The following is a 21,557-nucleotide window of genomic DNA, read 5'->3' on the forward strand; positions in this document are numbered from 1 at the left end:
TGCCATGTGCAACCTCTACAACATCACCACGTCGCAAGAAGCCGTCCGCCAGTGGACCCGGACTTTGCGAGACATCTTGGGCAACCTTGAGCCGTCGATAGACATCTATCCCAACCGCCCCGGCCCCGTGGTCCGCAATGCGTTGGACGGGGAGCGGGAGCTTGCCAACCTGCTTTGGGGAATGCCGACACCCGTTGAGCGGATGAAGGGAAAGGCGGACTACGGCACCACGAATATACGCAATCCCCAGTACAGCCATTGGCAGCAATATGTTGGCGTCGAGAACCGTTGCGTGGTGCCCGTGACGAGCTTCGCGGAGCCCAGCCCAACGCCCGGCGACAAGGACCCTGAGACAGGCATACAGCGAAACTATTGGTTCGCGCTGAATGAGGACCGCCCGCTTTTCTTCTTCGCTGGCCTCTGGACGCCATGGCATGGGGTCCGCAAGGTCAAGGACGGCCCCGGCAACTTCGAGCTTTACGGCTTCATGACTACCGCGCCAAACGCCCTGATCAAGCCAATTCACGAGAAGGCCATGCCGGTGATCTTGAGGACGCAAGAGGAAACCGAAACTTGGCTGACTGCGCCATGGTCGGAAGCGAAGCGGCTACAGCGCACGGCCCCGGATGATGCCCTTGTGATTGTCGAGAAGCCGGCCACTCAGATCAAGTTTCCGCAGCAGGCTCCGGCTCAAGGGTCGCTGTTCTAAGTTTGGGCGGGTCTGTCCCGTCCCAGGGAGTCAGCAGCAGCGGCGGCGGCGTAGTCAAAGGCTGCCCATGCGGTTGCTTTATCTGGGCCATATCCTTGGGGCTTGAGCATCAGGGCATGACAGTCACCGCGACCGAAAAATGTCTTCAGCGGCTCTATGATCATTTCATAGCCAATGATGTGGGTATCCGATGCTCCAATCCCGTTGAGAATGTAGCCCGCCAAGTCAACAGGGTTCTGAGGATCGACGTTGCGTTCTGCATCCATAAACATGACATCAACAAAGCCACCGACTAGCCATCGCGGTCCACCGAAGTTCAGCCCTCTATCGAACGCAGCACATTCACAGCCGCCCGACATCACCTTGGACACGGGGGCAGCGATCACACGCAACAGCTTTGCCAAGCCGGCGCTTTTTGTCGCTTCCGGTATCTCGCCGACGCGCTCGGGGTGGCCTCGCAGATCGATCCATCCATAGTTCATATTGCCGTTCGGGCGCTCCGCAGGGCCATACGGAACAAGAGTATTCGCGCTGAAACTTCGCGCAATTGTATACCCCTGTCCCTGAAACAGGATTTCGTGGTCCATGTGTCGCGCCCTTGCATCGGCCCCGGTAGCTAACCCTATAATTATTGATCCCGCCAAATCACCCGCCTTACCATCTTTATTTCCACAAGCCGCCTCACGCGTATCTTCAGGCCCTCCGATGCGCTGGGCAGTAGGATATCTACGTCGAACTCCCGCCGCTTGCAGCGCTCGCACCGCATATGCCGCTCCACATCCCAGAACGGAATGTCCCCCACGAGCTTGAGAAGGTCCCCCGGCAGATAGTGGCGCGTGATGTTGCAGTTGTTGCACCGGACGCGGATTAGCTGACCAACCTCATGCGCTTTGCATAGGGTTTGCACGAGGCGGCGGGTATTTCGGGGCTGCTCTGGCATGAGGCAAAAATAGGAACGCATTCCTCACTGAGTCAATTCGCCCTTGACTCTTTTGTTCTGTTTTTGTTCACTGTCAGCACGAAGCTTTGGAGCAACCCCGATGGACCACATTGTGACGCTGGACAGCCGCCAAGAAACCGCCCTCCAGACAATCGCTGACAAGTTCATTGCCCAGCACAAGGGCGACCCAGTGAAGGCGCTCAAGGAAATGATCGTGCTCAATGGTCATCTTCAGGATCGTATTGACGCGCTCACCACTCCGCGCCGCGCAGCCCGCTAGGAGCAACAACAAATGGCCACGATGTATCTTGACGCTCAGTCCAAGGCGGAGCTGCATGCCGAAGCGGAGAAACTGATGGCACGCTACGAGAGCCCCCTTGAGACCGTGAAGGCGCTTATGGCCTACAACTGTGAGCTGGAAACCCAAATCCTCGCCCTCGCCCATCGGCATCCGGGACTGGTGGCAATCAGCTTTGATCCTACGCCGCCCGTGCTTGGTTGAGAGTGGCCGCTCGATGCACGACCTCATTGCTTTCATTGGCAGTAACGCGGCGTTGGTCATCGCCAACCCAGCGGCATTCGCCACGTTTGCCGTGCTGTTCGGAGGCGGTGGATTTGCTGTTGGGCGCTATTTCCTGACGGAGCGCATAGCCAATCTAGAAAGCCGAATTTCGCGGCGCGACGAGGAAATCACAGACCTCAAGGCTAGGCAGAAAGCGCCAGAGCCGGAGGCCTCCACGGTGCCTCTATTCGAGATGACTGAGGTTCTTCCCCCTCCACCGCTCAACTTCAACGGCCTTTTAGTCCAGCGGAAAGAGAGCCTCCATGTCAGATAACTTGATGCCTCAGCAGAAGGCACCCAAGCTAATCGTTGTCACCGCCTTCGACCGCGATGAGGCCGGCGACCTTCAGCCTGTCTTTGGGCCTACCGAGCAGCAGACAGAGGAGCGGGCGATAAGGACAGCAAAGGGCCTCGCGACGAAGCATGCCGGCGTCATTGCGTGGTCGCGTGATGCCAACCCCTCGCTCGGCGAATACGGGGAGCCCACGACGCTCTTTGTAGGTGGCGACGTGCCCGACATGGAGTAGTCGGAACGCTAAGAGGCCGGAGCGTCAGGGTCGATCTCGTAGGAGAACTTGCCGGGAGTGCGGGGATAGTCGGGGCAGCGCGACGCTGGGCCGGACATGCAGTAGTGGTTGACTGACCGGCGATACTCCATGGTGCCGATATGACGGAACAGCATCATAAGGATCGTCAGCGCCACCAGGGCAAGCACCATCAGGACCGGAATGTTGTTCTTGGACTGTCGGCGTTCGGCAAGGTAGCCGTCCGTTGGCCGTGGCTCTAGACCTGCAATTTGCGCCACAATGGTCGCAGTGGCACCAGAGGCGATAGCTTTGGTGTGTAGCGACTCTGCCGGCACCATCTCCTCCTTCCAACCTGGAGGAAGCGGTCGTGCTCCCATTAGAAAACTCGTTACGGCTGCTGCTGCTGTATCCGGCCAACCCGCTTCTCGGAATTCGGCTAGCCACCTTGCCGGCTCCCGCCCTCGGAATGTTTGATAAAGGTCGGTTGCTGTGGCGCTGCTTAGTGCCTGGGGCGCTTTTGACGACATTGGTTTCCCCTAAGAGGCAAACGCCTGCGGTACGCCCCCGCAGACAGCCTCCTCATGACCCCTGATCGGGGAGTTGGAAAACCGAGTTCCGGTTCCTGCGGCCTTTAGTTCCGGAGAACCTGGACATACGCCACAGGCTCCCCGACCGAAAAGTCGAGGATCGGCACCGACATGTTCGGCACCAAGTTTGAACTCAGGGTTTCCACACCCCGGAGCGCCGCGTGAGCACTCGCAGACGAGTCTAGCCGACGGCCAACGCAATGCAAGGCTGTCGCTCGTTAAGCGCTCGCGCGGACAGAAATGTGTGTACGTGCCGGCTTCTCGCTCGGCGCCAAAGCAAGCCAACGGATCGCTGTTTGTTACACCAAGATGTTACACCCGAATAGCGAGCGCAACTCGTTGAAAAGTCGGAAAAAGATAAGCCACACGAGCTTGCTTTGTTACACCTTTGCGTTACACCCTCATAAACACGTAAATAATTGATTTTATTGACAAATGCACCCGCATTGGGTAGATAGTGCGCGTTGCAATCTGAAGAGACTTTGAATGTCAATGATCGGACGAGGGGCCGTTGCTCACGGAGCGGCCGGAAGAAAGCTTCTTGCTATAGCTGTGGCCACTGTCGCGTCGCCTCAGTCGGGGTCTCCGGGAGTGAGTGCGTCAGCTTGGCAGATATTTGACGCTGCTACGGGTGAAAAGATCGGCGGCCCTCGAACAATTCCAAGTCGCGCTGCAAACCGATATCAATGGTATGCGCTCATAAAGGCAGTCTGTGGTGTCATTGAAGACTGTCTGTCTGGAGACGAGGTGACGGTGGAGATTTCAATGGCCGATCTAGCCACCGCCTTCCAATCCGAAGGACTAGGTGTGGATGGCAAATACGTCAAGGACGGACAAACCATCGCCGAAGTCATTAAGCTCGTCGCTGAAAAGCGCGTTAGGCTCTCGGTAGAATACGCTCCGGTCGGTCCCCGCCAAAGGGACCTGAAGAAGAAAGCACTTGCTCAGGCCAATGTACAATTGAGGCGCCTTGGTGGTCGCAACTGAAGTCGGCAACGCTGTGCCGCTACCTACGGTGTCGACCAAGATCGAAACCCGCTTTGCGACCGGTTCACTCGCAGGGCTGCAAAACTGTACAGTCCCAGGATGCAGTCGCAAATCGTCTCTCGCTATCGGGACCGGTCGCTCAGCGTACTATTGCCGCTATCACGTCCAGCGGAAATCTCGCCATGGCTCGCATTGGCACGACACCTACCCAGCAAACGAGTTGAAGCCATACCTCACGGCTGCGAAGGGCTGGTTAGATGCCTGCCGAAGGGCCAGCGACGTGTTGGCTACGATTGCTGAAATGGACCGCCGCCTTGCCACGGCTGGCAGAGCAGAACCGGCAATGAACCTTCGCGGCCTGAATGCCGCCACTAGGGCGCGTATCGCATTCGCCCGACTGAGTGATGCCGAGATTCCTGCGAAGCGTCTGGTGGCCATCTATCTCGCCGTGGCGGCCCTAATTGAGGACGACTTCGGAAGCCATAGGACTAGGGATTTTCAGATTGTTCAAGCGGCGAAGGCAGCGCATCGGCTGGCAAGTGGGACCCACAGACGGTGGGCGATGTGGAATCCAAAGGGGGAAGACGTTCCGATTGAGATTCATGCCTATCCTCGCTCCTCAGGGCTCGTGCTGCGGAAGATCGGTGAGGCCATGGGGAAAGTCGTCGACCCTCTTGTTGGGGCGGCTGTGCCGGAAATCATTCGGCTGAAGGTGGAAAGGTTTGGCCCGCATCCATCCCACCATGCGGCGGCAGAATGAAAACTTGCAGCCACTTCATCGTGTGACTTGGTGTGCATAGTGGGGACGCACATCTTAAGGCTTAGCTCCCCCCATTCCCCTTATGGCGGCCCTTGGTGGTTGCCTTTGAGCGGCAAGCTTTCTCAGCCCCATCTCCATCACCGCAACTCAAAGCCCGGCATGAAGACTCGCCGAAGGGAATGGTGGCTTTGAATGGACGATACCTCCGCCTCCTCAGACTGTTGGTTCGACCCCTGGGCAACCTCTCAGGGTCCTAACCTCATATCCCTCTCAGCCTCCATCACCACGCAGGTACTCCAGGCCACCGCCAAGGGACCTCAAGCACGCATCAGGCAACCCCGGCCGGAGCAGGTGGAGAGGGTGACCAACATTGTGTCCTGCCTAGTGGCCAACCTAGCAGCCATGCATCAAGGTCACCCAGAGCATAGGCGTCTCGCCATCCCCCTGCGCCACACCTCACAGTCCCGCTACGACCGTAAGGGCTTCGGGCACCTGCCCCATGTCATCGACGCGATGGCTGCCCAAGGCCTAGTGCTCAAGCACCCAGCCCACATCAAGAAGCGTAGGACAGGCATAGAGGCAACGGGGGGCCTGCTTGAAGCCTTGCTTTCAGGGACAGTGGCGGAGGTTGGGAGAGCAGAGGGTGAGGAGACCATATGGCTAACCGCAAGGATGGGCCGCAATGCCATTGGCCACAAGCTCCCCTACCAACTGGTGGACTATGTGGACACCCCTGAGGCATGCTCACTGCGGAGGGAGATGGAGGAGATCAACGCCTTCCTCGCCACCCAGTGCATAGAACTTCAAGGTCAGCCCCAAGCCGGCTTCAAGCTCACCCGTCGCTTCCTACTGCGCGACATCGAGGACCCGCACACCTTCCACCTGCATGGCCGGCTCTATGGGGGCTTCTGGGAGTCATTGCCGAAGAGACTGCGGGCAGACCTGCGCATCAATGGGGAGCCTATTGCAGACCTCGACTTTGCCAGCATGTTCCCACGGCTCGCCTATGCCAGAGTGGGGGCTAAGCCGCCTGAGGGTGACCTTTATGCCATCCCCGGCTTGGAGGAGCATCGTGCGGGCGTGAAGGCAGGCTTCGCGGCGATGCTGTCGTCTGCGAATGAGATGACCCGCTTGCCGAGTGGCGTAAAGGATGCCTTGCCGGAGGGCTGGACGGGAAGGAGGTTGGCGAGGGCGATTGAGGAGAAGCACCCAGCCCTGGTGCCCCTCTTTGGCAAGGACATCGCGCTAGACCTGATGTTCACCGAAAGCTGTGTCTTGGTTGCCGTCTTGCTTAGGCTGGCGAGGATGGGCATCGCGGCCCTACCGATGCACGATGGGGTTATGGTTCCGTTGAACTCAGGGGCACAAGCGAGGTGCATTATGGAAACCACTTCGCTTGCCCTTTGCGGGATAACCATCCCAGTTGCCACAAAGGTAGCCTAGCTGTGGGTTTGCTGGCGGCCACTGTTGCGTGTTCCCGATATCTTGCTGCAAGCTCGCAGGCTGATCTTGTGCCGATTCTCGGCCTGAAGGTGTCGCGCTCCACAAAGGACTCAACATTGGAAGACAAGGCGACAAGTCGCGATAGAGTTCCAGGGCTCAGGTTCAGTCATCAGTATGTCGAACGCGGAGAAAGGCTTCGCGACAGTCCAAAGGCCCGACGCCGCATATTTTCGTTGATAGTGGAGATCGTAGGAGCATCAAAGGGTAGAGAAACTTACGAAGAGGTCAAAGACAATCTAAAGCTAGAACTAGGGCTGCCGGTTCCGACTCTGGAAAGGTTGCTAACTGACTGCGATCTGAGCGACTTTCTCGATGCTATCTCTATTATCTACGGTGGGTTCAACAACCCCGGTTCCCAGGCAGTGTTTTGTTCGAATGCTCAACGCATCTTTGCTGAGGAGCACTTGGCATATGAAATTGACGATAAGGGTGGTGTTCACCCATTAGTTGATGGCGAGTTCAGTCAAGTGACCGCTGCGGCTATTCAAGCCCTGAGCGCACCGCGCTACGCCGCCACTTTGCACCACTTTGAAACCGCAATCGAGGACCTCGGCCCCGCTGGACAAGGTGCAAAGGCATCCATACGCAATGTCTTCCTAGCCGCTGAGACGCTCTTCAAGCTGGTATCCCCCCAGACCCCGGCCCGACTTGGCGGAAAAGAACTCCAAGCCTTCGGGAGCTTTGTTCAAACGCGATTAGGCAGCGACGCGGCTGCCCGCAACGCCACGGCCAAGATGCTTGCGTCACTCGCTGACTGGGTGGATGCAGCACATTTCTACCGCCATGGCCAACCGGAGGAGCAACTGAGCGAACCACCACCGGCACTCACCGTTCTAATTGTCAGCCAAGGGGCCGCATTCCTCCGCTGGCTCGTCAGTCTCGACCAAACAAAATCGTAGTGTTTTGGGGCACCACCATGGTGCACCAGCCTTCGACATCATTCTTATAATCGGTGGAAAATCAATAACTTAAAGGAGATATGGAAATATGGCGGAGAGGGAGGGATTCGAACCCCCGATGGGCTTGCACCCATGCCGCATTTCGAGTGCGGTGCATTCGACCACTCTGCCACCTCTCCGCGGTCATGGTCGGCCGTTGCCGGCGCGGCGCACTAGATAACGGCTGAACGGGCAGGTTACAAGGCCAATCCGTGAGTTATTTGGCTTGCCCGGCAAGCGGCGGATTCATAGCGAGTCTGGTGCGGGGAGACCGAGGCGGATTGCCGACCTGCCACGCATCCTTGCCTCCACGACGACAGCGCGGTGCGGTGCTGTCGACACGGCCGCTGCTTGCCGGCCAATAACAGTCTCGGCGTGGCTGTTTGCCTTGACTCGCACTCAACCTTCGGTTAGGGACAGCGCGCAATCGGCGTGGAGGGTTCTTCCGCGCCGCTTGTTTTTTGAACCCGCAGACTGACAAAAAGACGGCTGAACCGCCAGAGGCGGTTCATCAAGGCCGACCGAACAGCGAAAGGCAAAAAATGTTCGCAGTCATTAAAACGGGTGGCAAGCAGTATCGCGTTGCCGCCAACGATCTCCTGAAGATCGAAAAAGTCGAAGCCAATGTCGGCGATATGGTCGAGATCGGCCATGTTCTCGCGCATGGCGAGGGCGAGAATGTCACGTTCGGCGCGCCGTTCGTCGACGGCGCGGTGGTCACCGCCGAAGTCGTCGAGCAGGGCAAGAACCGCACCGTCATCGCCTTCAAGAAGCGCCGCCGGCAGAATTCGCGCCGCAAGATCGGCCATCGCCAGCTTTTGACCACCGTGCGGATCTCCGAGATCCTGCTGGGTGGCGCCAAGCCGACGAAGACGGCAGCGGTCAAGGCACCGAAGAAGGAAGCCAAGGCAGAGGCCGCCACGGAAGCGAAGGCGGAAGCCGCGCCGAAGAAGGAGCCCAAGGCCAAGGCAGCCGAGACCGCGGCAACTCCGCTGTTCAAGGCGCCGAAGGGTGAGCCGGACGATTTGACCGTGATCAAGGGCATCGGCCCGGTCGCAGCCAAGGATCTCAACGAGCAGGGCATCATCACCTTCGCTCAGCTCGCCAAGCTGACCGACAAGGATGTCGCCAAGATCGACGAGCACATGCCCTTCAGCGCCGACCAGATCAAGGACTGGCGCGAGCAGGCCAAGGAATTGGCGGCGAAGTAACTTTTCTGGCGATTAGCTCGCCGGATCGGACTTGAAACGGAACGCGAACGCGTTCATAAGGCCTTTTAAGGCGCCTTGCGGCGCAACGGAGTTAGTTAGATGGCACACAAGAAAGCTGGCGGCTCGTCGCGCAACGGTCGCGACTCGCATTCCAAGCGTCTGGGCGTGAAGAAGTTCGGCGGCGAAGCCGTCATCCCGGGCAACATCATCATTCGTCAACGCGGCACCACGTGGCATCCCGGCGTCAATGTCGGCATCGGCACGGATCATACCCTTTTTGCGCTCGAATCTGGCGCCGTGACCTTCAATAAAAAAGCCAACGGCCGAACCTACGTATCGGTCAACCCGATTACCAAAGCCGCGGAGTAGCCGGTTCCGCACTAGAACACCGGCGCCCATCTCGGGAACCGGTGTCTGGCAAAGCCAGGAAAAGGATCAGGGGAGATGGGTTTCCATCTCCCCTTTTTCTTGTGCCTGGAGGACTTTCAAATGGTTGCCGAAGCGGAAGACTCAGAAGACGAAAGTTACGCGATAGACTGCCCGGTGCTGGTCACCGAGCGGCTGGTGATGCGGGCGCCACACGAGGGCGATATCGCGCAACTGGTCGAGCTTGCCGACAACCGCCATGTCGCCGAAATGCTGGCCCGCATGCCGCACCCCTATGGCGAGGCCGAGGCGCGCTCTTTCCTGGCCATGACCAAGTCGCGCCGGGCCGGCATCGCCTATGCCTTGACGCTGGCCGGCACCGACACCTTCGTCGGCTGCGCCGGTCTCAACACCACCGATCGCGGGCTGGAGCTCGGCTACTGGATCGGAGAGCCCTACTGGAAGAAGGGCTATGCGACCGAAGCAGCGCATGCGCTGGTCGATCTCGCCTTCCAGAGGACGTCGATCCAGGTGCTGCATGCCTCGACGCGGGTCATCAATCCGGCCTCGCGCCGCGTCATCCACAAGTGCGGGTTCCAGTATGCCGGCCAGGGCATGCTGAATTCGATCGTCGCCGGCCAGGTGCCGGTCGAGCGCTACCGGCTCGATCGCAAGACCTGGACCAGCCTGCGGAACTGGGTGCATTTTTGATGTGTGCCCTGGGGGCGCGCCTGAACGAAGGCCCCCTCACCCGGATTGCCAACCGAATTGCAAAGGGCAATTCGGGGCAATCCGACCTCTCCCCGAGGGGGAGAGGAGGTCGCCAGCGTTGATGCCAGCCTCTTCTCCCCATCGGGGAGAAGGTGGCCGCGCAGCGGCCGGATGAGGGGGCCTTTCTCATACGCGATTGGGTTGGCGGCTTAAGGTCAACCCAGTTCGACCCACACTGGAAGATGGTCCGAACCGGTCGCCTTTCGGTCGACCCACAGGCGCTGCAGGGATTTGGCAAGCGAAGCGCTGGTGAAGATATAGTCGATGCGCTTGTGGCGGCTGGGGTCAGTGGGTTGCTTGGGGTCGACCCAACTGACGAGATCGTCGCCGGTGACGTTCAGCCGCAAGGCGGCATCGACGGCAAAGTCGGCGGTCAGCGGCATGCCGAATTCGTGGTCCGGCCGGCCGGCGAGTTCGACATATTCGGGCGATCCGGCCAGCATGTTGAAATCGCCCATGCCGACAAAGGCTTCGGGATGCGGCAATTCCGGCAGGCCGATCTCGGCGACGCCAGACAGCGCGCCACCTTCGAGTGCATAGTTCAGCATGCGTTGACGCAGGAACTGGATCTGGCTGGCGCGTTCGACAGGGCTGCGGTGATCGAGATGGATGGAATAGAAGCGGATGAAACCAAGCGGTGTCTCGATCAGCGCTTCCAGCGCGCCACGCTGGAAGTTCATCATCTCGAAGCTGCGGCTGCGCGGCAAAAGCAGGTTGCGCGACAGATGAATGGGCGTCTTCGACAACACCATGTTGCCGAGTTGGAAGGTTTTCGTGATGGCGCGGCCGTTTTCGATGTGCGAACCGATGTTGGCTTCGAAATTGCTGCCATAGACGGCGAAGTAATCGGGCAGTGCCTCGCCGATCTCGGCGACCATGTCGCGGCCGCCGTTCCTGGGATTGTTGCGGGTCACCTCCTGCAGAGCGATGACGTCGGCGCCGCGCACGGCATCAGCGATGCGCCCGACATCGTATTGCCCGTCGAGACCGATGCCGTACTGGATGTTGTAGGTTACAAGCTTCATTCCGACATCTCTCCGGCCAATCTCACGCGGCCATTGTCACAAAACGGCCTCGCCCTTCGCCGCGCCTTGGTTTAGAGCAAAGCCCAAGGTTTAGAGCAATGCCGCAAGGCCACTAGTAGAAACTGCAAAATCCCATGAAATTTCTCGATCAAGCCAAGGTCTACATACGCTCCGGTGACGGCGGTGCCGGTTCGGTGTCGTTCCGGCGTGAAAAATTCATCGAGTTCGGCGGGCCGGACGGCGGCGATGGCGGCCGTGGCGGCGATGTCTGGCTGGAGGCGGTCAACGGGCTGAACACGCTGATCGACTACCGCTACCAACAGCATTTCAAGGCCAAGACCGGCGTCCACGGCATGGGCCGCAACATGACCGGCGCCAAGGGCGCCGACGTCACGCTGAAAGTGCCGGCGGGAACGCAGGTGTTCGAAGAAGACAACGAGACGCTGATTTGCGACCTGACCGTGGTCGGCCAGCGGTTTCTCCTGGCCAAGGGCGGCAATGGCGGCTTCGGCAACCAGCATTTCAAGACCTCGACCAACCAGGCGCCGCGCCGCGCCAACCCCGGCCTGCCGGGCGAAGAACTCAACATCTGGCTGCGGCTGAAGCTGATTGCCGATGCCGGGCTGGTCGGACTGCCGAATGCCGGCAAGTCGACATTCCTCGCCGCCGTCACCGCGGCCAAGCCGAAGATCGCCGACTATCCGTTCACGACGCTGCATCCCGGCCTTGGCGTTGCCCGCATCGACGCGCGCGAATTCGTCATCGCCGACATCCCGGGTCTCATCGAAGGCGCGCATGAGGGCGTCGGCATCGGCGACCGCTTCCTTGGCCATGTCGAGCGCACGCGCGTGCTGCTGCATCTGGTTTCGGCGCAGGAGGAAAATCCGGGCAAGGCCTACAAGACCGTGCGCGCCGAACTCGAGGCCTATGGCAACGGCCTGACCGACAAGGTCGAGATCGTGGCGCTTTCCCAGGTCGACACGCTCGACGCCGATGCGCGCAAGAAGAAGGTAGCCTCGCTGAAGCGCGCCGCCGGCCGTGCGCCGATGCTGTTGTCCGCCGTCACCGGCGAAGGTGTCGAGGCAGTGTTGCGGGCGCTGATGTCGGTGGTGGCCGAGGCGCGTGCGCAGATCGCTGCCCCGGTCGAGACGCGCTGGGACAGATAGACCGATGCAGTCGCTGAAAAAATATCGGCGCATCACCGTCAAGATCGGCTCGGCGCTGCTCGTCGACCGCGCGACGGGCCTAAAGCGCGACTGGCTGGCCTCGCTCGCCGACGACATTGCCTTGCTGGCCCAGGGCGGCGCCGAGATCCTCGTCGTCTCCTCCGGCGCCATAGCGCTTGGCCGCACCATCCTTGGCCTCGGCAAGCGCGCCCTGAAGCTCGAGGAGAGCCAGGCCGCGGCAGCCGTCGGGCAGATCGCCCTGGCCGGCGCCTGGTCGGATGCGCTCGGCAAGGGCAGCCTGAAGTCGGGCCAGATCCTGCTGACGCTCGGCGACACCGAGGAGCGCCGCCGTTATCTCAATGCGCGGGCGACGATCTCGACGCTTCTGAAGATGAAGGCGGTGCCGGTCATCAATGAGAACGACACGGTGGCGACGTCCGAAATCCGCTATGGCGACAATGACCGGCTGGCGGCGCGCGTCGCCACCATGATGGGCGCCGATCTTTTGGTGCTGCTCTCCGACATTGACGGGCTCTATACGGCGCCGCCGGCGCGCGACCCCAACGCCAAATTCATTCCGGTGGTCGATCGCATCACACCCGACATCGAAGCGATGGCGGGTGCGGCCGCTTCCGAGCTGTCGCGCGGCGGCATGCGCACGAAGCTCGATGCCGGCAAGATCGCCACCGCCGCCGGCACCGCGATGATCATCACGTCAGGCACGCGGCTGTCGCCGTTGATGGCGATCGAACGCGGCGAGCGTGCCACCTTCTTCCGGCCGAGCGCCAACCCGGTCAAGGGCTACAAGACCTGGATCGCCGGCCAGCTCGAACCTGCCGGCCGGCTGACAGTCGATGCCGGCGCCATCGGCGCGCTGCTGTCGGGCAAGTCGCTGCTGCCGGCCGGCGTCAAGCTGGTCAGCGGCAATTTCTCGCGCGGCGACACGGTGGCGATCCTGTCGCCCGAGGGCCGCGAGATCGCGCGCGGGCTGGTTGCCTATGATGCCGCCGATGCCGTAAGGATCGCAGGTCTGAAGACGGCCGAGATCGAAACCGTGCTCGGCTACGAGGCGCGCTCGGCGATGATCCACCGCGACGACCTTGTGGTGAGCCATTCTGGTGACCAAGTACGGGCCAGCGACCAAGTATTGGCCGGTGGCAACGTAAGCGGAGGATGAGCCATGCTGAAGCTGCATGAAAAATCCGGGGATGACACCGTAGCAACGATGGCCGATATCGGCCGCCGCGCCCGCGCTGCCGCCCGACCGCTGGCCATCGCCACGACCGCCGCCAAGAACGCCGGGCTTCTCGCCATGGCCGAGGCGATCGTTGCTTGTGAGCAGGACATTCTCGACGCCAACGCCATCGACATCTCGAACGGCCAGGAATCCGGACTTTCCGCCTCCTTCATGGACCGGCTGAAGCTCGATCCGGCGCGCATCCGAGCCATGGCTGAAGGCATCAGGGAGATCGCCGCGCTGCGCGATCCGGTCGGCGATGTCATCGCGCAATGGGACAGGCCGAACGGCCTGCATATCGAGCGTGTGCGCACGCCGCTTGGCGTCGTCGGCGTCATCTATGAGAGCCGCCCGAACGTCACGGCCGATGCTGGGGCGCTGTGCCTCAAGGCCGGCAATCCGGTGATCCTGCGCGGCGGCTCGGATTCGCTCAATTCTTCGGCCGCCATCCATGCCTGCCTGGTCGAGGGGTTGAAGGAAGCCGGCCTGCCTGAAGACGCCATCCAGCTGGTGCCGACCACCGACCGCGCCGCCGTTGGCGAGATGCTGAAGGGGTTGGGTGGTTCGCTCGACGTCATCATCCCGCGCGGCGGCAAAAGCCTCGTCGGACGTGTGCAGAACGAGGCGCGGGTGCCGGTCTTCGCGCATCTCGAAGGCATTTGCCATCTCTACATCGACCGCTCGGCCGATCTCGACATGGCGGTGCGGATTGCGGTCAACGCCAAGATGCGGCGCACCGGCGTCTGTGGTGCCGCCGAGACGCTGCTGGTCGACCGGGCGGTTGCCTCCACGCATCTGGTGCCGATCCTGGACGCCTTGCGCGCGGCCGGCTGCGAAATCCATGCCGATGCCGAGGTGCTGAAAGTGTTTTTCGACGCCAAGCCGGCGACCGATGCCGACTGGGTGACCGAATATCTCGATGCTGTCATCGCGGTGAAGCTGGTAGACGGTATCGGCGGTGCGATCGAACACATCGAAACCTTTTCCTCGCATCACACCGAGGCGATCGTCGCCGAAGATGCGCAAGCGGTCGAAAAATTCTTCAACGAGATCGATTCGGCGATCCTGCTGCACAATGCCTCGACGCAGTTCGCCGATGGCGGCGAATTCGGCATGGGCGCCGAGATCGGCATCGCCACCGGCAAGATGCATGCGCGCGGACCGGTCGGCGTGGAGCAGCTGACCTCGTTCAAATACCGCGTGCGCGGGTCGGGACAGGTGAGGCCTTGAAGCTTTTCGTCGTCAGAGCCTGAGGCAATGCTGGCATCTTCCGAACCGGCGGTACCCTCCCGTTACCTGAAGATGCCGCACGCCGAAAAAGGCCTCGCCGTTGGCTTGTTCGGAGGCTCGTTCAATCCGCCGCATGCCGGCCACGCGCTGGTCGCCGAGATTGCGCTGCGACGCCTGGCGCTTGATCAGCTGTGGTGGATGGTGACGCCGGGCAATCCGCTGAAGAGCACCAGGGAATTGGCGCCGCTCAGCGAACGGCTGCAACTGTCCGAGCAGATCGCCAAGAACCCGAAGATCAAGGTCACCGCCTTCGAGGCCGCCCATCATGTCCGCTACACCGCCGACACGCTGGCGCTGGTCAAGGCGCGCAATCCTGGCGTCGACTTCGTCTGGATCATGGGTGCGGATAGTCTGCGCGATTTCCATCGCTGGCAGCGCTGGCGCGAGATCGTCATGACCTTCCCGATTGCCGTCATCGACCGCCCGGGAGCAACGCTGTCGTTCCTGTCTTCGGTCGTCGCCAAGACCTTCGACTATGCCCGCGTCGACGAGGGCGATGCGCCGCGGCTTGCCCGCATGAAGGCGCCGGCCTGGACCTTCATCCACGGCCCGCGCTCGTCGCTGTCGTCGAGCGCGATCCGCAAGCTGGCGAAGGGGTGAGCCCACCCGCCCGGCCATGTCGCTTTTATCGCTCCCTTTGCCCGTTTCATGGGCAATCCTGAGCAGGCATGTCGATTCCCAGGAAAAACCGCAGCGAAGCCGAGCAGGGCGCCGAGCCCACGCCGCTGATCGCGATTGCCAGCGTCATCGTGTCGATGGCGCTGATCGCCGTCGGCAATGGGCTGATGTTTGCTTATATCCCGGTCCGGCTCGGCGCCGAGGGTTTCGATCCGACCTGGGCCGGGCTGATCATCACCGGACTTTCGGCCGGCGGCCTCGCCGGCTGCATCCTGACCGGACCGCTGGTCAGAAGGGTTGGCCATGCCCGCGCCTTCATGGTGCTGTCGGCGCTGATCGCGCTGGCCAATGCCGCTGTCGGCGCCGGGGTCCATCCGCTGCTGTGGATCGCCGCCCGCGCGCTCTACGGCTTTGCCATATGCGGCCTGTTCATCGTCGCGCAGAGCTGGCTCAACGATGCCGTTGCCAATGTCATTCGCGGCCGGGTGATGGCGTTCTTCTACGTTGCCTATGTCGCCGGGCTCGGCGTCGGCTATGCGACGCTGGCGCTGGTCGATATCAGGACGGCGGATGCGCCGCTGATCGGTATCGTCTTCACGGCGCTGTCGATCCTTCCCGTGGGGATGACGCGGCTGGCCCAGCCGCCGGCGCCGCAGGCGGCTTCAGTGGCGCTGCGCCGGGCCTGGCGGATTTCGCCGGTCGGCGTCGCCGGCATGCTGGCGGTCGGCGGCCTGTCGATGTCGATCGCGGGCTTCGCTCCGATCCATGCCACGGCCAAGGGCTACAGCCAGGCCGATGTGGCGCTGCTGCTTTCGGCGATGCCGGTCGGCACGCTGATCCTGCAGATCCCGCTTGGCTGGATTTCCGACCGCACAGACCGCCGCTATGTGCTGATCGCCGCATCCGCGCTCGCCATGGTCGCCGGCCTGTTCGCGCTCGGGTTCGATGGCGGCGCGCTGGCGGCGCTGGTGGTGATTTATATCGTTTGGGATGGCGCCTCGGAATCGATCTATTCGCTTTCCAGCGCGCATGCCTCCGACCGTGCCGGCAAGGAGGACATGGTGGCGCTGTCCAGTTCGCTGCTGTTTGCCTGGTCGCTGTCGGGCTTCGTCGTGCCAGGCATCGTGACGGCGCTGTCGGCTGTCTTCGGAACGCAGGCCTTCATCTATGTGGCGATCCTCATCGCCGCTGCGTTCTGCATGTTCGTGCTTATGCGCGTATTCACGACGCAGGCTGTTCCTGCCGGTGAAACCGGCAGTTTCGCACCGATGACGGCGCAGGCGCCTTTACCGGTGGAGCTTGCGTTCGCGCCGGACGAGCAGGACCGACACAGGGGCAGCTGATTATTGCCGGCGGGCTTCCGGTTGCGGCGCTTCCGGTGGCGGCTGCGGGATCGATATGCCTTCCGAGTCGAATTCCTGCTTGGCGCGCTTGGTGAGATCGGTCTGGGTGGCGAAGAAATCAGCCGACGATGTCCAGTAACGCAAGGCAATCGAAACGGTGCTTTCGCCCAATGTCGCGACGAATGCGATCGGTGCCGGCTCACGCTTCACCCGTCGCTCGGCGGCGGCAATGGCAAGCAAGGTCTTCTGAGCGCGGTCGATGTCGTTCCATGAACCGATGCTGAGCGCGATGTCGCTGCGGCGCACGCCGTTGCGCGAGAAGTTGCGCACCGGCTGGTTCCACAGCGTCGAATTGGGCGCGAGGATGTAGACGCCGTCGGCGCTCCTGAGCTTGGTCGCGAACAGGCCGATCTCCTCGATCGAGCCGGCAATCGAACCGACCTCGACGGACTCACCGATGCGAAATGGCCGCAGCGCCAGAAGCATGATGCCGGCGGCAATGTTCTGCAGCGTGCCTTGCAACGCCAGGCCGATGGCCAGGCCGATGGCACCGATCGCGGCAATTATCGACGCCGTCTGCACGCCGAATTGGCCGAGCACCATGATGGTGACGAGGATCAGGATGGCGTAGCGGACGATCTTGGAGAAGAAATGCCGCAACGTTGCATCGAAACCATGGATATGGCCGAGGCCGGCGAAGATCGAACGTTCGGCAAGGCCGGCGATGATGTAGCCGACAACCAAGAGGATGACGGCACCGATGGCCGAGAAGGAGTAGGAAACGATCAGCGTACTCAGCTGCGCGAGGCCAGCCTGGACGGTGAGAAGGGCGTTTTGCGGGTCGATCGGCATGGCAAGATTCCGGTTGGTCGGTGAGCCGATAACCCATGCGGGCGGCGAGGGTTCCGATCTTTTCCAGCGTGCGGCGAAACCACAGGACCGAGAATACGTTGGTGCGAGGCGGGGTCCCGTCTTGAAACTGTCAGGGAACTCTGCCTATCTAAGTGGTGTCACCTGCTTTTGGGGGTGATTTGGTTGTTCTTGCTGCGAAAGGAAATACACTGAGAACAGCACTGCGGAAGAAGGCCGATATCATGCCTTCGCCGGCCAGGATCAGCGTAGACGACGCCGTGTCCCGCGCCATCAAGACAGTCCTTGCCAGTCTGGAAGACTCCAAGGCCGAAAATATTGTCTCAATCGACATCCAGGGGAAATCGAGCCTCGGCGACTATATGGTCGTCGCTTCGGGCCGATCGCACCGTCATGTTGCGGCTGTCGCCGATCATCTTCTCAAAGCGATCAAGGATGCCGGTCTCGGCACTGCGCGCGTTGAGGGGTTGGCAGGCGCCGACTGGGTCCTGATCGATTCGGGCGACATCATCGTCCACGTCTTCCGCCCTGAAGTCCGCGAATTCTACAATCTCGAAAAGATGTGGCAGGCGCCGGATCTCGAGGAAGAGACCCTCCACTAAGCCGCCTTTGTTTTGATGCATGTCGTTGTTCCAAAACCGATTCCTACTTTGGTGACATGCATTAGCGGCTTACAGGGGCGAGGATGAAGATATCAGTTCATGCCGTGGGCCGGATGAAAGCCGGCCCCGAGAAGCTGCTCGCCGACCGTTATTTCGAGCGCTTCGCCAAGAGCGGCCCGGCGGTGGGGCTTGAATTTGCCGGCATTGCCGAGATAGCCGAGGGGCGTGCCCAGACCGCCAGCGAACGCCGGCGCGAGGAAGGCCAGAAGCTGCAGACGCAGTTGCAGCCCGGCACCGCGCTGATCCTTCTCGACGAACGCGGCAAAAGCTTTTCCTCGGAGGACTTCGCCGGGCGCCTTGGCCTGTTGCGTGACGGTGGCCGCAAGGCGCTGGTCATCGCCATCGGCGGCGCCGACGGCCACGATCAGTCGCTGCGCGACCAGGCCGAACTGGTGATGTCGTTCGGATTGCTGACCTGGCCGCACCAATTGGTGCGCGTGATGCTGGGTGAGCAGCTTTATCGGGTGGCCACCATTCTTTCGGGACATCCCTACCATCGCTCGTAAATCGGTGAATTGGCGCGACCTGCCCGGATTTCCGCCCCAATGCCGCGCCAGATTGGACCTTTGGTCTTATGCATGTCGTTTTCCCAAAACCGGGACCACTTCTGGGCGACATGCATTCGGGAACGGGCCTTTTCAAACATGGTTGATGGTTCGTTAACGAAGCCGCAGATAGAGTCGACACCGGATGTCTGAAGGCTGGAAATCGAGAACGGGCTCATGGCGCGCGCGCTGCGGCATCGCGGCGGCGGTGCTTGTGCTGTCGCTGCATGCGGGGCGGGCCGAAAACACGCTCGACATGGCTCCCGATCCGGACCAGAGCCGGGCTGAATACGAACGGGTCTCGAAGGAGATCACGCTGTCGTCGGAACGGTTGGCCAAGCTCTCCGCCGACATCGCGACCATCAAGAAGGATCACGCCTCGATCACTGCCGCACTGATCCAGTCGGCGATGACCGAGCAGAAGCTCGGCCAGGACATCGAGGACATCGGCGCCAGGCTGGAAGGGCTGAAGGGCCAGGAGCAGAAGATACGTGTCTCGCTGGTGGCGCGGCGTGATGTGCTTGCCGAAGTGCTGGGCGCGCTGCAGCGCATGGGGCTGAACCCGCCGCCGGCGATCCTGGTCAAGCCGGAGGACGCGCTGTCGTCGGTGCGCAGTGCCATCCTGCTCGGTGCCGTGGTGCCGGAACTGCGTCAGCAAACAGATATCCTGCTCGCCGATCTCAAGGAGCAGTCGCGGGTCACGGCCTCGATCGAGGCCGAACGGGCGCGGCTGACGGCGGCGGTCGGTGACCAGGCGGCGGAAAAGAAGCGACTCGGCATGCTGCTGGAGGCCAAGCAGAAGCTCGAAGCCGACACGCAAACGCAAATGGCCGCTGAAAAGCAGCGATCCGAGGCGCTGGCGGCCAAGGCCGGCAGCCTGAAAGAGTTGATCGCCTCGCTCGAAGCGCAAGCCGACAAGAGCCGCAAGGCTGCCGATGCGGCCAAGGCTGCCGATGCCGCCAAGGCCGCCGAGCAGAAGACGGCGGATGGCGACGAGACATCAGCGCCGGCGGAACTGGCGTCGCTGCCCGTTCCGGAAAGCAACCAACTTGCCGCTGCGGCACCCTTTTCGGCGCTGCAGGGACAGATCGCGCTGCCGGTGACCGGCCGTATCAAGCTGCGATTCGGCGCCGATGACGGTAACGGCGCGGTGATGCTTGGCGACATGGTTGCGACACAATCGGGAGCCATCGTCACCGCACCGGCGGATGGGAATGTGCTTTATGCGGGGCCGTTTCGCTCCTATGGTCAACTCTTGATCCTTAACGCAGGCGACGGCTATCATGTCGTTTTGGCGGGGATGAGCAGAATCAGCGTCGCGACCGGTCAGTCAGTGCTCGCAGGAGAGCCGATCGGCGCGATGGGAGAGGCCCGGGTGGCGAGCACCTCGGTTTCGAAGAATGGAAATGCCACGCCGGAACTCTATGTCGAGTTCCGCAAGGATGGAAAACCCGTCGATCCGGCCCCATGGTGGGCGGACCGTTTTTCTGGAAGGACGTGAATAATGCGGAAACTGTCGCTTCTGTTTGCCGGTGCGCTGATGGGCGCGTCCGCCATGAGCCTTGTCTATGGCACACCCGGCTCGGCGGCGAACGCTGCAGGGTCGGAGACCTACAAGCAACTGGCGATCTTCGGCGATATCTTCGAGCGGGTGCGGGCACAGTATGTGACACCGCCCGACGACAAGTCGCTTGTCGAGAACGCCATCAACGGCATGCTTGCCTCGCTTGACCCGCACTCCTCCTACATGAACGCCGAGCAGGCGCAGGATATGCGCGTCCAGACCAAGGGCGAGTTCGGCGGCCTCGGCATCGAGGTCACCATGGAGAACGACCTGGTCAAGGTGATCACGCCGATCGACGACACCCCGGCCGCCAAGGCAGGCGTGCTGGCCGGCGACTACATCGCCAAGATCGACGGCGAAGAGGTTCGCGGCCTGACCCTCAACGACGCGGTCGACAAGATGCGTGGCCTGGTCAACACACCGATCAAGCTCACCATCCTGCGCCAGGGCGCCGACAAGCCGATCGAACTGACGGTCGTACGCGACATCATCAAGGTCAAGGCGGTCAAGTTCCGGGTCGAGAACGACATCGGCTACATGAAGATCACCTCCTTCACCGAAAAGACCTATGACGACCTCGAGAACGCCATCGACACCATCAAGAAGCAGGTGCCGGACGACAAGCTCAAGGGCTACGTTCTGGATCTCCGCCTCAATCCGGGTGGTCTGCTCGACCAGGCGGTGAGCGTGTCCGATGCCTTCCTCAACCGCGGCGAGATCGTCTCGACGCGCGGCCGTGATCCCAAGGACGTCACCCGCTTCGACGCCAAGCCCAAGCAGGTTGACGACATCAACGGCAAGCCGATGATCGTTCTGGTCAATGGCGGTTCGGCCAGTGCATCCGAAATCGTCGCCGGCGCGCTGCAGGATCTGCGCCGTGTCACGGTGGTCGGCACGCAGTCCTTCGGCAAGGGTTCGGTGCAGACCATCATTCCGCTCGGCGAGAATGGTGCGCTGCGGCTGACGACGGCGCTCTATTACACGCCGTCCGGCAAGTCGATCCAGGGCAAGGGCATCACGCCCGACATCAAGGTCGACCAGCCGCTGCCGCCGGAACTGCAGGGCAGGGACCTGACGCGCGGTGAATCCGACCTCAAGGGCCATATCAAGGGCGCCGACGAGAGCACGACCGGTTCGGGGTCGGCGGCCTATGTGCCGCCGGATCCGAAGGACGACCTGCAGCTCATCTATGCCGAGCAGCTGCTGCGCGGCCAGAAGACTGATCCGTCCTTCCCGCCCAATCCGCAAAAGGCCGTTCTCAACCAGTAGGCCCGTGGCCAACAACAGGTCTGGCCGCCTGATGGAAGCAATGCGATGCTGCCGGGACCGAAAGGTTCCGGCAGTTTGATTCGGGGCAAGGCGAAGCCCTCAAACAC

25 protein-coding genes and 1 tRNA gene are annotated in these 21,557 nt (G+C 61.5%); 21 read left to right on the forward strand and 5 right to left on the reverse strand.

Annotated elements, in window-relative coordinates; all coding sequences use genetic code 11:
- Positions 1–4: 4 nt before the first annotated feature.
- Positions 5–709: an SOS response-associated peptidase gene (locus C8D77_RS15405; protein WP_109664472.1), complete on the forward strand. Its 705-nt coding sequence runs from the start codon at positions 5–7 to the stop codon at positions 707–709.
- Here the strand turns inward: C8D77_RS15405 and C8D77_RS15410 are convergent.
- The gene (locus C8D77_RS15410) at positions 706–1,296 is read right to left on the reverse strand and encodes a hypothetical protein (RefSeq protein ID WP_109664476.1); all 591 of its coding nucleotides are present in this window, start codon (positions 1,294–1,296) and stop codon (positions 706–708) included. The genes C8D77_RS15405 and C8D77_RS15410 overlap by 4 nt on opposite strands.
- A gap of 453 nt (positions 1,297–1,749) precedes the next feature.
- Between C8D77_RS15410 and C8D77_RS37620 the strand changes: the two genes are divergently transcribed.
- From C8D77_RS37620 to C8D77_RS15435, 4 genes are read left to right on the forward strand one after another with little or no spacing between them, the layout of a single operon-like run.
- Positions 1,750–1,929 (forward strand): hypothetical protein, encoded by a 180-nt coding sequence (locus C8D77_RS37620; protein ID WP_164762616.1) that lies wholly within the window; start codon positions 1,750–1,752, stop codon positions 1,927–1,929.
- 12 nt (positions 1,930–1,941) lie between these two features.
- The gene (locus tag C8D77_RS15425) at positions 1,942–2,151 is read left to right on the forward strand and encodes a hypothetical protein (protein ID WP_109664484.1); all 210 of its coding nucleotides are present in this window, start codon (positions 1,942–1,944) and stop codon (positions 2,149–2,151) included.
- Between the two features lie 13 nt (positions 2,152–2,164).
- The gene (locus C8D77_RS15430) at positions 2,165–2,485 is read left to right on the forward strand and encodes a hypothetical protein (protein WP_109665407.1); all 321 of its coding nucleotides are present in this window, start codon (positions 2,165–2,167) and stop codon (positions 2,483–2,485) included.
- On the forward strand, positions 2,475–2,738 hold the full coding sequence (locus tag C8D77_RS15435; protein WP_109664489.1) for a hypothetical protein: 264 nt from the start codon (positions 2,475–2,477) through the stop codon (positions 2,736–2,738). The genes C8D77_RS15430 and C8D77_RS15435 overlap by 11 nt, the downstream gene beginning before the upstream one ends.
- Before the next feature lie 8 nt (positions 2,739–2,746).
- Here C8D77_RS15435 and C8D77_RS15440 read toward each other — a convergent pair whose 3' ends face one another.
- Positions 2,747–3,076: a hypothetical protein gene (locus C8D77_RS15440; RefSeq protein ID WP_146211787.1), complete on the reverse strand. Its 330-nt coding sequence runs from the start codon at positions 3,074–3,076 to the stop codon at positions 2,747–2,749.
- A gap of 1,014 nt (positions 3,077–4,090) precedes the next feature.
- Here C8D77_RS15440 and C8D77_RS15450 point away from each other — a divergent pair.
- The 4 genes from C8D77_RS15450 to C8D77_RS15465 all read left to right on the forward strand — a co-directional run bounded on the left by C8D77_RS15450 (position 4,091) and on the right by C8D77_RS15465 (position 7,474).
- The gene (locus C8D77_RS15450) at positions 4,091–4,312 is read left to right on the forward strand and encodes a hypothetical protein (RefSeq protein WP_109664496.1); all 222 of its coding nucleotides are present in this window, start codon (positions 4,091–4,093) and stop codon (positions 4,310–4,312) included.
- A 343-nt stretch (positions 4,313–4,655) separates the two neighbouring features.
- Entirely contained in the window at positions 4,656–5,072 is a 417-nt protein-coding gene (locus tag C8D77_RS38335; RefSeq protein WP_245951792.1) for a hypothetical protein, read from the forward strand.
- 192 nt (positions 5,073–5,264) lie between these two features.
- A complete protein-coding gene (locus C8D77_RS15460) occupies positions 5,265–6,515 on the forward strand; it encodes a hypothetical protein (RefSeq protein WP_109664499.1) in 1,251 nt (416 codons plus the stop codon).
- A 2-nt stretch (positions 6,516–6,517) separates the two neighbouring features.
- Complete coding sequence (locus tag C8D77_RS15465; RefSeq protein ID WP_146211788.1) at positions 6,518–7,474, forward strand: hypothetical protein; 957 nt, start codon at positions 6,518–6,520, stop codon at positions 7,472–7,474.
- A gap of 89 nt (positions 7,475–7,563) precedes the next feature.
- On the opposite strand, the gene C8D77_RS15470 is transcribed toward C8D77_RS15465, so the two are convergent.
- A tRNA-Ser gene (locus C8D77_RS15470) sits at positions 7,564–7,653 on the reverse strand.
- A gap of 402 nt (positions 7,654–8,055) precedes the next feature.
- Between C8D77_RS15470 and C8D77_RS15475 the strand changes: the two genes are divergently transcribed.
- From C8D77_RS15475 to C8D77_RS15485, 3 genes are all read left to right on the forward strand, one after another.
- Positions 8,056–8,724, forward strand: a complete 669-nt coding sequence (locus C8D77_RS15475; protein ID WP_109665411.1) for a 50S ribosomal protein L21 — start codon at positions 8,056–8,058, stop codon at positions 8,722–8,724.
- Positions 8,725–8,823: 99 nt separating this feature from the next.
- Positions 8,824–9,093: a 50S ribosomal protein L27 gene (rpmA, locus tag C8D77_RS15480; protein WP_027031700.1), complete on the forward strand. Its 270-nt coding sequence runs from the start codon at positions 8,824–8,826 to the stop codon at positions 9,091–9,093.
- Between the two features lie 120 nt (positions 9,094–9,213).
- The gene (locus C8D77_RS15485) at positions 9,214–9,801 is read left to right on the forward strand and encodes a GNAT family N-acetyltransferase (protein WP_127264650.1); all 588 of its coding nucleotides are present in this window, start codon (positions 9,214–9,216) and stop codon (positions 9,799–9,801) included.
- Between the two features lie 215 nt (positions 9,802–10,016).
- Here C8D77_RS15485 and C8D77_RS15490 read toward each other — a convergent pair whose 3' ends face one another.
- Entirely contained in the window at positions 10,017–10,886 is an 870-nt protein-coding gene (locus C8D77_RS15490) for an endonuclease/exonuclease/phosphatase family protein (RefSeq protein ID WP_109664510.1), read from the reverse strand.
- A gap of 134 nt (positions 10,887–11,020) precedes the next feature.
- Between C8D77_RS15490 and obgE the strand changes: the two genes are divergently transcribed.
- The 5 genes from obgE (at position 11,021) to C8D77_RS15515 (ending at position 16,540) form a co-directional block, all read left to right on the forward strand.
- Positions 11,021–12,052 (forward strand): GTPase ObgE, encoded by a 1,032-nt coding sequence (obgE, locus tag C8D77_RS15495; RefSeq protein ID WP_109664514.1) that lies wholly within the window; start codon positions 11,021–11,023, stop codon positions 12,050–12,052.
- Between the two features lie 4 nt (positions 12,053–12,056).
- Positions 12,057–13,229 carry a glutamate 5-kinase gene (gene proB, locus C8D77_RS15500; RefSeq protein WP_109664519.1) on the forward strand — a complete coding sequence of 391 codons (1,173 nt, stop codon included), beginning with the start codon at positions 12,057–12,059 and terminating at the stop codon, positions 13,227–13,229.
- Between the two features lie 3 nt (positions 13,230–13,232).
- On the forward strand, positions 13,233–14,519 hold the full coding sequence (locus tag C8D77_RS15505; RefSeq protein WP_109664522.1) for a glutamate-5-semialdehyde dehydrogenase: 1,287 nt from the start codon (positions 13,233–13,235) through the stop codon (positions 14,517–14,519).
- A 72-nt stretch (positions 14,520–14,591) separates the two neighbouring features.
- A complete protein-coding gene (locus C8D77_RS15510; protein WP_109665414.1) occupies positions 14,592–15,179 on the forward strand; it encodes a nicotinate-nucleotide adenylyltransferase in 588 nt (195 codons plus the stop codon).
- A 68-nt stretch (positions 15,180–15,247) separates the two neighbouring features.
- A complete protein-coding gene (locus C8D77_RS15515; protein WP_109664529.1) occupies positions 15,248–16,540 on the forward strand; it encodes an MFS transporter in 1,293 nt (430 codons plus the stop codon).
- On the opposite strand, the gene C8D77_RS15520 is transcribed toward C8D77_RS15515, so the two are convergent.
- Positions 16,541–17,392 carry a mechanosensitive ion channel family protein gene (locus C8D77_RS15520; protein ID WP_109664532.1) on the reverse strand — a complete coding sequence of 284 codons (852 nt, stop codon included), beginning with the start codon at positions 17,390–17,392 and terminating at the stop codon, positions 16,541–16,543.
- A gap of 242 nt (positions 17,393–17,634) precedes the next feature.
- On the opposite strand from C8D77_RS15520, the gene rsfS reads away from it, so the two are divergent.
- The 4 genes from rsfS to C8D77_RS15540 all read left to right on the forward strand — a co-directional run bounded on the left by rsfS (position 17,635) and on the right by C8D77_RS15540 (position 21,450).
- Entirely contained in the window at positions 17,635–18,012 is a 378-nt protein-coding gene (rsfS, locus tag C8D77_RS15525; protein WP_109664536.1) for a ribosome silencing factor, read from the forward strand.
- An 83-nt stretch (positions 18,013–18,095) separates the two neighbouring features.
- Entirely contained in the window at positions 18,096–18,578 is a 483-nt protein-coding gene (gene rlmH / locus C8D77_RS15530) for a 23S rRNA (pseudouridine(1915)-N(3))-methyltransferase RlmH (RefSeq protein ID WP_109664541.1), read from the forward strand.
- A gap of 184 nt (positions 18,579–18,762) precedes the next feature.
- The gene (locus tag C8D77_RS15535; RefSeq protein ID WP_109664545.1) at positions 18,763–20,118 is read left to right on the forward strand and encodes a murein hydrolase activator EnvC family protein; all 1,356 of its coding nucleotides are present in this window, start codon (positions 18,763–18,765) and stop codon (positions 20,116–20,118) included.
- Positions 20,119–21,450 carry a S41 family peptidase gene (locus C8D77_RS15540; RefSeq protein WP_056586250.1) on the forward strand — a complete coding sequence of 444 codons (1,332 nt, stop codon included), beginning with the start codon at positions 20,119–20,121 and terminating at the stop codon, positions 21,448–21,450.
- Positions 21,451–21,557: the final 107 nt, after the last annotated feature.

Source organism: Mesorhizobium loti (genome assembly GCF_003148495.1).
Taxonomy (GTDB): Bacteria; Pseudomonadota; Alphaproteobacteria; order Rhizobiales; family Rhizobiaceae; genus Mesorhizobium; species Mesorhizobium loti.

Coding starts and splice junctions, on each gene's coding strand:
- C8D77_RS15405 (WP_109664472.1), top strand. CDS start 5: ATGTGCAACCTCTACAACATCACCACGTCGCAAGAAGCCGTCCGCCAG.
- C8D77_RS15410 (WP_109664476.1), bottom strand. CDS start 1,296: ATGGACCACGAAATCCTGTTTCAGGGACAGGGGTATACAATTGCGCGA.
- C8D77_RS37620 (WP_164762616.1), top strand. CDS start 1,750: ATGGACCACATTGTGACGCTGGACAGCCGCCAAGAAACCGCCCTCCAG.
- C8D77_RS15425 (WP_109664484.1), top strand. CDS start 1,942: ATGGCCACGATGTATCTTGACGCTCAGTCCAAGGCGGAGCTGCATGCC.
- C8D77_RS15430 (WP_109665407.1), top strand. CDS start 2,165: ATGCACGACCTCATTGCTTTCATTGGCAGTAACGCGGCGTTGGTCATC.
- C8D77_RS15435 (WP_109664489.1), top strand. CDS start 2,475: ATGTCAGATAACTTGATGCCTCAGCAGAAGGCACCCAAGCTAATCGTT.
- C8D77_RS15440 (WP_146211787.1), bottom strand. CDS start 3,076: ATGGTGCCGGCAGAGTCGCTACACACCAAAGCTATCGCCTCTGGTGCC.
- C8D77_RS15450 (WP_109664496.1), top strand. CDS start 4,091: ATGGCCGATCTAGCCACCGCCTTCCAATCCGAAGGACTAGGTGTGGAT.
- C8D77_RS38335 (WP_245951792.1), top strand. CDS start 4,656: ATGAACCTTCGCGGCCTGAATGCCGCCACTAGGGCGCGTATCGCATTC.
- C8D77_RS15460 (WP_109664499.1), top strand. CDS start 5,265: ATGGACGATACCTCCGCCTCCTCAGACTGTTGGTTCGACCCCTGGGCA.
- C8D77_RS15475 (WP_109665411.1), top strand. CDS start 8,056: ATGTTCGCAGTCATTAAAACGGGTGGCAAGCAGTATCGCGTTGCCGCC.
- rpmA (WP_027031700.1), top strand. CDS start 8,824: ATGGCACACAAGAAAGCTGGCGGCTCGTCGCGCAACGGTCGCGACTCG.
- C8D77_RS15485 (WP_127264650.1), top strand. CDS start 9,214: ATGGTTGCCGAAGCGGAAGACTCAGAAGACGAAAGTTACGCGATAGAC.
- C8D77_RS15490 (WP_109664510.1), bottom strand. CDS start 10,886: ATGAAGCTTGTAACCTACAACATCCAGTACGGCATCGGTCTCGACGGG.
- obgE (WP_109664514.1), top strand. CDS start 11,021: ATGAAATTTCTCGATCAAGCCAAGGTCTACATACGCTCCGGTGACGGC.
- proB (WP_109664519.1), top strand. CDS start 12,057: ATGCAGTCGCTGAAAAAATATCGGCGCATCACCGTCAAGATCGGCTCG.
- C8D77_RS15505 (WP_109664522.1), top strand. CDS start 13,233: ATGCTGAAGCTGCATGAAAAATCCGGGGATGACACCGTAGCAACGATG.
- C8D77_RS15510 (WP_109665414.1), top strand. CDS start 14,592: ATGCCGCACGCCGAAAAAGGCCTCGCCGTTGGCTTGTTCGGAGGCTCG.
- C8D77_RS15515 (WP_109664529.1), top strand. CDS start 15,248: ATGTCGATTCCCAGGAAAAACCGCAGCGAAGCCGAGCAGGGCGCCGAG.
- C8D77_RS15520 (WP_109664532.1), bottom strand. CDS start 17,392: ATGCCGATCGACCCGCAAAACGCCCTTCTCACCGTCCAGGCTGGCCTC.
- rsfS (WP_109664536.1), top strand. CDS start 17,635: ATGCCTTCGCCGGCCAGGATCAGCGTAGACGACGCCGTGTCCCGCGCC.
- rlmH (WP_109664541.1), top strand. CDS start 18,096: ATGAAGATATCAGTTCATGCCGTGGGCCGGATGAAAGCCGGCCCCGAG.
- C8D77_RS15535 (WP_109664545.1), top strand. CDS start 18,763: ATGTCTGAAGGCTGGAAATCGAGAACGGGCTCATGGCGCGCGCGCTGC.